The 12,225-nt window shown below is 60.4% G+C and carries 11 protein-coding genes; 7 read left to right on the top strand and 4 right to left on the bottom strand.

Annotation, left to right across the window (positions count from 1 at the left end):
* Positions 1-20 precede the first annotated feature (20 nt).
* Positions 21-722 (bottom strand): ABC transporter permease, encoded by a 702-nt coding sequence (locus tag ACTG2J_RS15065; RefSeq protein ID WP_113740437.1) that lies wholly within the window; start codon positions 720-722, stop codon positions 21-23.
* A gap of 129 nt (positions 723-851) precedes the next feature.
* Positions 852-1,694: a substrate-binding domain-containing protein gene (locus ACTG2J_RS15060; protein ID WP_100653237.1), complete on the bottom strand. Its 843-nt coding sequence runs from the start codon at positions 1,692-1,694 to the stop codon at positions 852-854.
* A 255-nt stretch (positions 1,695-1,949) separates the two neighbouring features.
* Here ACTG2J_RS15060 and ACTG2J_RS15055 point away from each other — a divergent pair, with 255 nt between their 5' ends.
* Both ACTG2J_RS15055 and ACTG2J_RS15050 read left to right on the top strand, forming a co-directional pair.
* On the top strand, positions 1,950-3,305 hold the full coding sequence (locus tag ACTG2J_RS15055; protein ID WP_019446240.1) for a sigma-54-dependent transcriptional regulator: 1,356 nt from the start codon (positions 1,950-1,952) through the stop codon (positions 3,303-3,305).
* A gap of 25 nt (positions 3,306-3,330) precedes the next feature.
* Positions 3,331-5,433: a sensor histidine kinase gene (locus ACTG2J_RS15050; protein WP_162516085.1), complete on the top strand. Its 2,103-nt coding sequence runs from the start codon at positions 3,331-3,333 to the stop codon at positions 5,431-5,433.
* Positions 5,434-5,513: 80 nt separating this feature from the next.
* Here the strand turns inward: ACTG2J_RS15050 and ACTG2J_RS15045 are convergent, their stop codons facing one another.
* Entirely contained in the window at positions 5,514-6,380 is an 867-nt protein-coding gene (locus tag ACTG2J_RS15045; RefSeq protein WP_307896826.1) for a helix-turn-helix transcriptional regulator, read from the bottom strand.
* A gap of 89 nt (positions 6,381-6,469) precedes the next feature.
* Positions 6,470-7,327, bottom strand: a complete 858-nt coding sequence (locus ACTG2J_RS15040; RefSeq protein WP_439997637.1) for a formate dehydrogenase accessory sulfurtransferase FdhD — start codon at positions 7,325-7,327, stop codon at positions 6,470-6,472.
* 177 nt (positions 7,328-7,504) lie between these two features.
* Between ACTG2J_RS15040 and ACTG2J_RS15035 the strand changes: the two genes are divergently transcribed.
* The 5 genes from ACTG2J_RS15035 (at position 7,505) to ACTG2J_RS15015 (ending at position 12,216) form a co-directional block, all read left to right on the top strand.
* Positions 7,505-7,966, top strand: coding sequence for a hypothetical protein (locus ACTG2J_RS15035; protein WP_439997636.1), 462 nt, complete (start codon positions 7,505-7,507; stop codon positions 7,964-7,966).
* A gap of 448 nt (positions 7,967-8,414) precedes the next feature.
* Entirely contained in the window at positions 8,415-8,780 is a 366-nt protein-coding gene (locus ACTG2J_RS15030) for a hypothetical protein (RefSeq protein WP_439997635.1), read from the top strand.
* Between the two features lie 389 nt (positions 8,781-9,169).
* Positions 9,170-9,760, top strand: a complete 591-nt coding sequence (locus ACTG2J_RS15025; RefSeq protein WP_439997634.1) for a DUF3305 domain-containing protein — start codon at positions 9,170-9,172, stop codon at positions 9,758-9,760.
* Complete coding sequence (locus ACTG2J_RS15020; protein ID WP_439997633.1) at positions 9,753-10,346, top strand: DUF3306 domain-containing protein; 594 nt, start codon at positions 9,753-9,755, stop codon at positions 10,344-10,346. The genes ACTG2J_RS15025 and ACTG2J_RS15020 overlap by 8 nt, the downstream gene beginning before the upstream one ends.
* Positions 10,347-10,449: 103 nt before the next feature.
* Complete coding sequence (locus ACTG2J_RS15015; protein ID WP_439997632.1) at positions 10,450-12,216, top strand: 4Fe-4S dicluster domain-containing protein; 1,767 nt, start codon at positions 10,450-10,452, stop codon at positions 12,214-12,216.
* Positions 12,217-12,225 lie beyond the last annotated feature (9 nt).

Here is a 12,225-nt window from a genome sequence, read left to right as displayed (position 1 = left end):
GATACACAGTGGGGGCATGGTCAGTTCTTCAGATAGCTGTGGCCGCGACACGCCGTCAGCAGCAGGTTGAGCAAGAGGGCGAGGGTGAGCAGCACTATGCCGAGCGCCACTCCTTGGGTGAAGGCCCCTTTCTGGGTCTCCAGTGCGATGGCGGTGGGGATATTGCGGGTAAAGTGCAGGATGTTGCCCCCCACCATCATGGAGCAGCCCACCTCGGTGACGATACGGCTGAAGGCGCCGATGATGGCGGCCAGCAGGCCAAAGCGGCACTCGTGCATCAGGCCGATCAGCGCCTTGGGCCAGGAGACCCCCAGGGTCAGGGCGGTTTCCCAGGCGCGCCGATCGCTCTGGACAAACGCCGCGTGGGCCATGGTGGCGATCACCGGGAAGGCGATCAGCATCTGCCCCACCACCATCGCCTGCTGGGTAAAGAGCAGCTTCCAGTCGCCAAAGGGGCCGGCCCGCGACAGCAGCATATAGAGCAAGAGGCCAATCACCACGGTCGGCACCGATTGCAGGGTATTGATGCAGGAGAGCCAGAGCCAGCGGCCGGGCAGCGGCAGATAGGCCAGGGCAAAGCCCAGCAGCAAGGCGGGCACCAGCACCAGCAGCAGGGCGATGCAGGAGACGGAGAAGGAGACCCCCACCACCTGCCACAGTTCGGTGTCACCACTGAACAGCAGGGCGAGGGCCGCCAATGTCGTGTCGATCAATGTCGGCATCAGACCTCTCTCTCATCGTGCAGGGCGAGGGCCGTCAATACGGTCGTGTCGAGCAGGGTCGGCATCAGGCGCCTCCCTCAGCGAACCGGGGGAGGGCCATCAACCTCATCGCAGGGGTCAGGGTTGCCATTATTTCCCGTTGGCATCCGCCACAAACAGCGCTTGACCGGCCACCTTGAAGTCGCCGATCAGCTTCTGGCCATGCTCGGAGACCAGCCAGTTTTTCAGGGTGCGCGCCCCTTCGGTGTTGAGATCCGGGTAGCGCTTGGGGTTGACCAGGATCACCTGATAGGGGTTGAACAGGCGCTTGTCACCCTCCAGCAGCACGGCGAGATCCAGCTTGCTCTGATAGGCGAGCCAGGTGCCGCGGTCGGTCAGGGTGTAGGCGCCCAGCTCGGAGGCCATGGTCAGGGTCGGGCCCATCCCCTGGCCGATGGATTTGTAACCGGCAAATTCGGGTTTGACGTCAGCCGCCTGCCACAGGCTCTTCTCTTTGATGTGGGTACCGGACTCGTCACCGCGGGAGATAAAGGTCTGGCCTTTATCCTTGATGGCTTGCAGCCCCTTGGCTGCGTCGTGCAGCTTGGCCAGACCCGCCGGATCTTTCGCCGGGCCGACGATAACGAAGTCGTTGTACATCAGGTGTACCGGCTCGATGCCAAAGCCAGCATCGACAAACTTCTTCTCGGCAGAGGGGGCGTGGGTCATCACCAGATCCGCGTCGCCATTTTCGCCCATCTTCAGGCTCTGGCCGGTACCGGCCGCCATCACCTGCACCGGATAACCGGTCTCCTTGGTGAACTGGGGCAGCAGCCAGCCCAGCAGACCGGACTGCTCGGTGCTGGTGGTGGTGGCGAGGCGGATCGGCGCTTTTGTGGCATTAGTATCCGCTTCGGCGTGAGCCGCACCGGCGATCAGCAGGCTGGCGGCGAGGGAGAGGGCAAAACGTTTGAGGCTGGTTTTTATCGTCATCGTGATGCAACTTTTTTCAGGGTGGCTGAGGAGAGGGCAAGAGTAAGCAAGCAGGGTGCCAAACTGTTCCTTTGCCGCTGCATTCACGGTTTGCCGTTTAAAAACAGAAGCTTATTAGAATCAATTAGGTGAGCTTGTTATCGCTTTTAATAATTGGTGTTGGTGCTTTTGATACGGTAAGGACAAAATGTCCCACTAAGGTTCCGGTTATCGGGACATTCACCGACCGTACGTGCATCCGAGGTACTTTTTTCCATGACACTCCCTCCCAGCCGCTGGTCTGCCCTCTCCCTGCTTATCGTTGACGATGAGCCCGGCATGCGCAGCTTTCTGGCCAAGGCGCTGGCCAAGCGTTTTGCCCAGATTGAGACTGCCGCCAGCGTGGAGGAGGCGGAAGCCCTGCGCTGCCGCCTTCACTTTGACCTTATCATCGCCGACATCCGGCTGCCGGGGCGCTCCGGCATCGAGTGGCACGAGGCCATAGACCCCGCCACCCGCCGCAGCGACATCATCTTCATGACCGGTTTTGGCGATATGGAGACCGCCCTCAAGGCGCTGCGCCTCGGCGCCAGCGACTTTATCCTCAAGCCCTTCAACCTCGATCAGATGGTGCAGGCGGTGGACAGAGTCATCGAGCGCCGCCAGATGGAGCGGGAGAACCTGCTGCTGCGCCGGGAGGTGAGCAAGCTCTTCCCGCCCACCCTGATTGGCGACAGTGCCAAGACCCGCGAGCTCAAGACGCTCATCGCCAGAGTGGCCCCCTCCAACGCCGCCGTGCTGGTGGAGGGGGAGTCTGGCACAGGTAAGGAGCTGGTGGCCCGCGCCCTGCATCAACTCTCCGGCCGGATGGGGGCCTTTGTGCCCCTCAACTGCGCCTCCATCGCCCCGGAGCTGCTGGAAAGCGAGCTGTTCGGCCACGTGCAGGGGGCCTTTACCGGCGCCCGCAAGGGGCGTGACGGCCTGTTCCGGGTCGCCCATCAGGGCACCCTGTTTCTCGACGAGATCGGCGAAATGCCGCTCGCCATGCAGGCCTCGTTGCTACGGGCGCTGGAGCAGAAGGCCATCCGCCCGGTGGGGGCCGAGCGCGAATTGGCGGTGGATGTGCGCATCGTCGCTGCCACCAACCGCAACCTCAAGGCCGAGGTGGAGGCGGGCCGCTTTCGCGAAGATCTCTTCTATCGCCTCAACGTGGTGGCGCTGCCGGTGGCCCCGTTGCGGGAGCGGATCGACGATATCCCCGCGCTGGTACACCACTTTACCCGCCAGCTCACCGCCGAGATGGGGATGGGCTCCTTGAGCTGGACCCACGAGGATGTGGTAGCGATGCAGGCCTACCCCTGGCCCGGCAACGTGCGGGAGCTGCGCAACCTTATCGAGCGCTGCCTGCTGCTGGGCAAGCCCCCGGCGGATTACTGGCAGAGCAGCAAGCCCGCCGAACCGGGGGCGAGCGAGGAGGGTTATCCGCTAGCGTGGCCGCTGGCGGAGGTAGAAAAAGCCCACATCCTGCAGGTGGTGGCGAGCCATGATGGCAACAAGTCGGCCGCCTCCCGGGTGCTCGGGGTGGCGCGCAAGACGCTGGATCGCAAATTCAAGGAGTGGGCCATCGAATGAGGAAGGCTGACTGGATGGGGTGGCGATGAAACTGACCCTGCTCTCCCGCTGCATGCGTGCCCTGTTGCCCCGTTGCGTGCGCACCAAGGTGCGCTGGCGCCTGCTGCTGCTCACCTCGGTACCCATCATGCTCACCCTGGTGGGCATGATTGCGCTCACCCTCTACTGGACCCTCACCTACAGCTGGCAGAACCTGCTCACCACGGTGCGCAGCGATCTCGGGGTGGCCCACCACGCCATCACGGTGCAGCAACAGCGCCAGACCGAGCATCTCGAGCATCTGCGCGATGCCTGGGCCTTTCAGCTTCGGCTGCGGGAATCGCCGGATCAGCTCCATGACTGGGTGATGCCGCTGGCGGCCAACTATGGTCTCGATTTTCTGCGCTTGCGCCGTGGCCCCGAGCTGGATCAGCTGACGGCGCAGGAGCGCGCCGCCCTCACGGCCGGGCGCAGCGTCAGCCACTTCGTGGTCTGGTCGCAGCAGGAGATGCTCGCCCTCTCCCCGCAACTGGCCAAGCGGGCCGTGCTGTGGCAGCGGGATGGCACCAGGGTGGTGGAGGACCGGGGGCTGATCAGTCTGTCACTGACCCCTGTGATGGGCCGCGACGGATCGCTTTGGGCCGTGCTGGAGGGGGGCGAGCTTGTCAACGGCAGCACCCGGCTGGTGGATGAGCTCAAGGGGCAGGTGTTTGCCAAAAATACCCTGCCGGATGGCAGCGTCGGCACCGTTACCCTGTTTCTCGACGATCTGCGGGTGAGCACCAATGTGCCGGTCAGCAGCAGCCGTCAGGTGGGCCGGGCGGTGGGTACCCGGGTCTCGCCGCCAGTGCGCGAGCAGGTGCTGGGGCGGGGGGAGATGTGGGTTGACCGCGCCTTCGTCCACGACGCCTGGTATGTCTCTGGCTACGAGCCGCTGCTGGGAGCCAGGGGCGAGCGGCTCGGCATGCTCTATGTGGGCTTTCTCGAGTGGCCCATTATCCGCACCTACCTCACCAATCTGGTGGAGCTGGGTTCCGGCGTAGTGCTGCTGTTGCTGCTCTCCGGCCTGCTGGTCTATCGCGGCGCGCGGGATCTCTTCTCCCCCATCGAGCGGATGCACAAGGTGGTGCGGCAGGTGCAGGCCGGGGAGTCGGCTCGCATCGGCCCGCTGGCCCTCGACCCTGACCACGAGCTGGCCCAACTCGGTCGCCAGTTCGACGCCATGCTGGACAGGCAAGAAGCGCACCAGCAGCAGATGGCTCGCAGCGCCGACGAGCTGGAGCAGAAGGTGGCCGAGCGTACCCAAAGTCTCGAGCTCAAGACTGCCGAGCTGGAAGATCATATTCATATGCTGACCGAGGCGCGCCAGCAGCTGCTGATCAGCGAGAAGCTGGCAGCCCTTGGCGAGCTTTCGGCCGGGGTGGCCCACGAGATCAACAACCCGCTAGCGGTGATCCTCGGCAATGTGGAGCTGATGAAGCTGGAGCTGGGGGAGGCGGCCGAGCCGGTCAGCGAGGAGCTGGCGCTGGTGCTGGCCCAGATTGAGCGCATTCGTGCCATCACCCGCAGCCTGCTGCAATATTCGCGCCCCGGCGACTACGAGACGGCGCCGGTGTGGCAGCACCTCAACCCCATCATCGAGGAGAGCCTGACCCTGGTGCGCTCCGCCCTGCGCCAGCAGCAGGTGGAGCTGGTGGCCGATCTCAGGGCCCAGCAGCCCATCGAGGCGGATCGCCAGCAGCTGCTGCAGGTGCTGATAAACCTCCTGGTCAACGCCAGCCATGCGCTGGGAGAGCAGGGGGAGATCCGGGTCGAGAGCCGCGACTGGGTCGATGAACTGGGTCAGCTGCGCGGGGCCGAGGTGCGGGTGATCGACAACGGCAGCGGCATCGAGGCGGCCATTATCGACAAGATCTTTGACCCCTTCTTCACCACCCGCGCCACCGGCACCGGGCTGGGGCTGGCACTGAGCCACCGCATTATCAGTCGCTGGGGTGGGGAGCTTTTGGTGGACTCCACCCCGGGGCAGGGGAGCTGCTTTACCGTGCGGCTGCGCAGCCACGCCCTGCTGCCCAGCGGCAGTGAGCCCGCGAAACTGGAAGGGTGGCGCATCGCCCTCAATGCCGAGGGGCGTGAGACAAGCGATTGAGGCTGTTATAAAAAGGCCCGTGATAAAAACAGCCAGTCAACATGGTTGGCGGGCTGTTTTGTCGGTGGGTGAGTGGTTATTTACTGCGGACTCCACACCAGCTTGCCGCTTTGGGTCAGGTCATAGCCGCCGAGGCGTGCCGCCAGCTCGCGCCCCTCGGGGGATTGCAGCCAGCCGATCAGCTGTTGCAGCAGGGTGCGAAAGAAGACCCCCTGCGGCATCACCAGATCGAAGCACTCCTGCGACAGCGGCATAAAGCCGAGGCCAAACTCGGTGGCGGTGCTCTGGGCGCCGGGCCCGACATCCGCATCGCCGCGGCTGATGGCGGCAGCCAGCTCCCGCTCGCTATTGACCTCGAGGGTGCGCTCCAGCCGGGTCAGCAACTCCCCCTGGGTTTGCAGCCACTCCTGCAGGGCGCGCTGGCTGCCAGCGCCTTCCTGACGCATGGCCCAGCGCCAGTCGAGCGCCTCTTTCGCCTCCTTGGGTTGCAGCCCTTGCCGCAGCACCAGCCCCTGCACCCGCCTGAATCCATGAACGATCACCCATTGCCGGTGGCCCTGATACTGCTGCACCAGCGCCGGGTGGCGCAGGTGCGCCTCCTCGGCCTGCCCCCAGTGGATGGCGCAGAGATCCACATGGCCGCGCGCCAGCATCGCCAGCCCCTGTCGGGTGCCGCACGGGGTGTAGCCCACCAGTGCCTGGGTGCCGAGCTGCTGGGCCAAGCGGCTGCTGGCGTAGTGGAGCAGCACGTCGTCCGAGCCTGCCAGCAGCAGCCGGTCGTTCATCACTCCCTCGTGGCAACTGCCGAGCAGCCAGCGGTCGAGCAGGGAGCGGGGAAACAGCCACTTGCCGGTCGCCTTGGTGGCGGGGATGCGCGCCTCGTTGGCGAGCTGGTAGACCTTCTTCTCGTTGAGATCGAGGTATTCCGCCACCTGCTTGACGTTCATAAACTCGTTCATGACTTGTTCCTGACCCCTGTGGTGGCGTGGTCGAGATACAGAGCGATCTGTTCGGCACTCATAAATTCGTTCATTGCCTAGTCCCGCATCCCTCGACTGGCTGAACCGGGCGCCAGCACCGGCGGCTTCTCGTCCAGCACCATATGGTCGTGACCGCTGAATACCTCGAAATGGCGCCCCTTGGCGCGGGCAATCATGGTGATACCGAGCTGGCGGGCCAGATCCAGCCCCATCTGGGTGACACCGGAGCGCGACAGCAGCACCGGAATGCCCATTTGCGCCACCTTGATCACCATCTCCGAGGTGAGCCGCCCGGTGGTGTAGAAGATCTTGTCGTGGCCACTCTCGCCGCGCATCCAGAGCTCGCCCGCCAGGGTATCCACCGCATTGTGGCGCCCCACATCCTCGACAAAGGAGAGGATTTCCGCGCCGCGACAGATGGCGCAGCCATGCACCGCACCCGCCATCTTGTAGGTTTCGTTATGGGCCGACAGCGCCTTGAGCAGGGCGTAGAGGGTGCTCTGTTTAAGCTCGGGCGCCGGCAAGACCACCCCTTCGAGCTTCTTCATCACGCTGCCATACATGGTGCCCTGACCGCAGCCGGAGGTGACCGTCTTCTTCTCCAGCGATTTGTCGAGATCGTCGGCCTGCTGGCTGCTCACCACGGCGGCGGCCTCGCTCTCCCAGTCGACGATCACCGACTCGATGGCTGCAATGTCCTCGATAAAGCCCTGATTTTTCAGATAACCCAGCACCAGCGCCTCGGGGCGGGCTCCCAGCGTCATCAGGGTTACGATTTCCTTCCAGTTGAGGTAGACCGTCAGTGGCCGCTCACAGGCGATTTGGCGGGTGTTCATTGTGCCCTGCTCATCCATCACCTCGACGGCCATGGTGAGCTGGGCTGCTGCATTGCTTTTGATAAAGGTCGGTGTCATGGGCCCCTCGCGACCGGTTGCCGGGATCTAAGGGGAGGGATACAGCAAGTTTTGTTCCAGATTATTTTCAACGAGGTTGGAATAAGAATAAATGTGGACATTTATTCGTAAAATGAACATAATAGAAATTATTTCAATGCCACCTTATCAATTAACACGCCACATTGGATAATAAAAATGACTAAACCAAAAACAATAAACACGAATTACTTTAAAGTAATATTATTTTTCTTTGTTAGTCTATCAGCAACCAAAGCACATTCTTCAGGCGACTGGTGGTCGGTATCAGAAAAGCAATCTTATAACAAAAACAAGACTTTTATTGGTACGAAACTATATAGAGGCGAAGGTGAGTTGGTTTTAAGTTGCCGTGGTCGTGACATACAGGCTGATATCACGTTTTATAAATCAAGATTGGCGCCTGGAATTATTTTTAAAATCATCGTTGATGATGGAGTGTGGATAGAAAATGCTAATAGACCTGAATACAACAACTCATTTACAACGTATATGTTTCACCATTTAGTGGATGACATGAAAAAAGGGAGGGAGTTACAGATAATTATAGATGGTCACCGTAGTTATTCAGCGAGCTTAATTGGATTCACAAAAGAATCAAGAAAATTGAAATGTATCTAAGGTCTTTATCATAAGAACATAGATTTTGGTAAGCTGTCAATCTCGTCAACAAATGCAGCGTTCGGTCATGATGATGTGGGAGTTAGCTGCTGACAAGCAGCTTATCTTCAGATCAAAAATGAGCAAACATGATGTATCCGCAGCTAATATTTTCGCTAGATTTACAGAGAAATAATTAACTATGCATGTGTTAGATAAATTTAAGGTTGAAGACTTGTCATTCCAAGATAGCATGTTCACGTTTATTCTTGAGTCTCCACATCGCCAGGAGGTTGCCAATGGCTATCCGGCAGCTGGGGATACTGGAGTTTGCATGAGCAAGATTTTATTTGAACTTGATTAGCCATTAGGAAAGCTTGTTGCTAGCCAAAGCTCTCTCGTACCTAGGATATCTTTGTTAAATTGTTCACGTATTCCTCTACAAGTAAAAGTCTATAACTCAATAGAGTTGAAAGAAGATATCTTAAGTTTCATTGAAATTAAAAATATACATGGCACTCCAATTAATGTTTTAAAAGATAAGGTAAAAGAAAAACTGAGGTCAAACTTAGGTGTGCAAGCTGTAAATAGTTTTAGAGCTAGGCTTATAGCAAATATAACTCACTGTCCTAATACGAAACTGATCATCTGTGGTGTTATTGCACAATGTTTTTTTGAGGAAGCAACAAAATTGCAATGTGATTTTCGAAAACCTAATAATGTTATTTGGATGGAGCACGAGTTAAATGTATTTTACGAATATCACCCATCATCTAAATTAGGAAAATGGAACAGCCGTTCCAACATGGCAAGCTTGTTAAGCTTCATGTTTTAACGCCTTTATCTTTATCCCGTATGTTGGGCTAAATCGTAGGTTGGCGCTGAACGAAGTGAAGCCCAACGTTTACCGCGTGATCTTGTTGATGTAGGCAATCATCTGGTCACTTGGTTATTGCCAGCACCAATCTGGATTGGGATGTGGGAAAATTGGTTTTTCTTTACATGTTGCGCTGCGCTCTGCACCAACCTACGCTCAGCGCCACCCCATATTCCGCACGACGCCCCAACCCGCATCAAAGCCCCCATCGGCCAGCAAACCCGGCCTTGGCCCCACTCTTGCTAAGTCTTATCCCATTGATGGCCGTGGCCGCCATAAAACTCCTGCCCTGATCCACCCCGAACTGGGTGGATCACGGGGGAGGGCGGCCCGGCAGAGACCTTCTGATGGGAGCCGTGACAGTGCAAGAGACAACCAAACCCTTGCCCCCGCAGCGCTGGCTGCAACTGGAGTTAAAGGCCATCGACAGCCAGGTTGGCCGCTGGCAGAGCCGCCGTTTCGAGATTGCGGCGCTTCATCCCGCCGAGCCCGAGGCTGCAGGTGCCTTGCCTCTTACCCTGTTTCGTGACGAGCGGGGGGATTATCGCTTTAATTTGAGCTCCGGCTCGCCCCGCCTTTTTGTTACCGGAAGTGTCACCGGAAGCCGCGTGGACAATGGCTTTGTGGCCGATGGCCTGACCCTGAGCCAGACCGTGGCTGCCGCCTATATGGATGGCGAGCGGCAGGTGCTCTCCTGCCCGCTGCCCGAGGCGCTGCAAGCCTGGGTGGAGGCCTTTATCGGCCGCCACGGCGAGCTGCTGGAGGCCCGCCGCAAGGGCAAAAAGGGCAAGGGACGGGCACAGGATCAGCTGGGCCTCGATACGGCTGTAGCGACATCAAGAGATACGTTAGATCAAGCCAGCTGCGGCGCCGTTAAAGCCACCGGCCCCGATGGCCGCGAGCGTGGCAGTGACAGCGGAAATCGCGCCCATGAGTGAGTTCCTCAAGCGCTGGTCGTCTCGCAAGAGTGAGGCGCGCAAGCATCAGGCATTGCAGCCACGGGAAGAGGTTATCCCCGAGGCATTTGCCGCCCCTATCGAAGGCAGTGGCGAAGGTGAAACACCAGATAAATCGCTGGATAGCCCCGTAGTCAGCACTGACAAGGGGAGCTGTGCCCCCCTTGCCGTTGAGGGGACCGAGAGTGGCGAGGCGCTGCTGAAAACAGCCCAGCCGGGCAAGGCCAAACTCCCCGACAAGGGGGCACTGCGGGCCATGTTTTGCAGCCATAAACCGGATGGGCTCGACGACTACACCCAGGATTTCAGCCAGCCCGAATTGCTGCCCGCGGCCCTGACCGCCGGGCTGCGCAACTGGCTGGTGGATCAGGTGATTGCCCCTGACAGCGAATCGGCCAATCCGGCCAGCGGGTCTGCTGAACCGGTGGCGCTTGCCAGCGAGCCTGCCGCCGACGAGCTGGCTGATAACCATTCTCAAACCCACACCGACGATCGGGACATTTTGGTTTTCTGTGGTGGACAAAATGTCCCAACCAAAGGTGGGGGAATGGAACCCTCAGGATCCTGACTCCCTGTCAGTCACTTTTTTTCCGGGGGAGTTGGCTCGTCTCTTGCTTTCTCGGCTTACCAACAAGCGCCCATCCCATGAGGTGGCGCGCACAGGAGCGTATGTGAGCACTGAACAAACATTGCCAAATCTGGCCCCAAATCTAGCCTCCAATCTTGCCCATGGGGCGGGGGCGGCCGAGCATAACGCGCGCGCTCGCGCCTATGCCCTGCAGCATACGGTCAAGACCGACAACCTGATCCCGGCCACTGTCTCTTATCAGAGTCAGGGGCGCCTGTTGCTGGTCGGCCCGGAAGATCGTATTCGCCGCGCTGCCAGCCAGCTGCCTGTCGGGGTGAAGCCCACTCTGCTGGTGAGCGAAGCGGTCCACGATGCCGAGGCGGCCGATCTCGAAACCATTTTCGATGCCACCGCATCCCTCGCGGCCCTGACCCTGCGCGAACCGGGCCTGACAGGGTATCTGGGGCAGTTCCAGCTTACCGGCCTCAATGGGCAGGGGGAGTGGGTTAACCTGGCGGCGCTTTGCTTCCCACAACAAGGCTTTCCACACCAAGCGGCTGCTGTTAGTGAGCCGCCACGCGAACCGCGCTTCGATCTGGTGGCCGATCTGGGCCGCGCCCCGCTCTTTGCGCTGGAGCGTCCGCCGGTCGGTTATCTGCATCTGGCTGATGACACTGACTTGGCTGAACGGCTCGCCGAGCTCTGTGCGCTGACCGGCATCTTCGACAAGCCGCGCTATTTTCGCCTCGACCCCGAGGCCTGCGCCTTTACCGCCCGTGGCGTGCCCGGTTGCAGCCGCTGCCTCGATGTCTGTCCGACCGATGCGCTCAAGCCCATCAATGGTCGCATCCAGATCGATCCCCATCTCTGTCAGGGCTTTGGCAGCTGTGCCTCTGCCTGTCCGACCGGGGCGATTGCCTATCACCAGCCCGACGCCAACACCAGCGGCGACTACCTGTTCCGATTGCTCAAGCACTACCGCGAGGCCGGGGGCGACGCGCCCCGACTGCTGATCGCCGGTGAAAACGAGCGCGAATGGGTGGAAGCCGAACTCACCCGCCTGCCCGCCAACTGGCTGCCAGTCTGGGTGGAGGAGAGCGCGAGTTTAGGCATCGAGAGCTGGTTCGCCGCCCTCTCCTATGGCGCCAGCGCGGTGCGCATTGCGCTGGACGATGACGCCCCCGCAAGCGTCCGAGCGCTGGTTGAGCGGGAACTGGCGAGCGCCACCGTGCTGTTGGCGGGCGCCGGTCTCTCTGCCGATCGCATCGCTCTGTTTAACCCGGATGCTGGTGAGCCAGTTTCCGGCCAGCCGGCCCTTGCCCTGCTGGAGAAGCCGTTCAAAGGAGACAAACGGGAGAACCTGTTTGCCGCCTTCGATGCCCTCTGGCAGGCCAACGAAGGGAGCCGCGAGCCGCTGGCGGTGCCTCACGGCGCCCCTTACGGCAGCGTGGAGCTGAAAGAAGCAGACTGCACCCTCTGCATGGGCTGCGTGGCGGTCTGCCCGAGCCGCGCCCTGCATGCGGTTGGTCATGCGCCCGGCCTCAACTTTATCGAGCAGGACTGCATCCAGTGCGGCATGTGCGAAAAGGCGTGCCCCGAGCAGGCCATCGTACTGGTGCCCCGTCTGCAACCTGTGCCCGAGGCGCGCCGCGCCGTGCAGAGTTTGAAATCGGAAGAGGCGGCCTGCTGCATTCGCTGCTCCAAGCCGTTCGCGCCCGCCTCGATGATCCGCCGCATCCAGCAAAAACTGGCCGGTCACTCCCACTTCCAGAACGAGGCCGCCCAGCGGCTGCTGATGTGCGAGGACTGTCGGGTCAAGGATGTGTTTGCGGCGCTGGCGGCGGATCCCGTCTCCCAGCTCAAGGTGTGAGGGCCAGTG

The sequence above is a fragment of the Aeromonas sp. 6P genome (assembly GCF_051919525.1).
GTDB lineage: Bacteria > Pseudomonadota > Gammaproteobacteria > Enterobacterales > Aeromonadaceae > Aeromonas > Aeromonas veronii.
The sequence above is the reverse complement of the archived record's forward strand: the minus strand, read 5'-3'. Positions and strand labels throughout refer to the sequence as shown.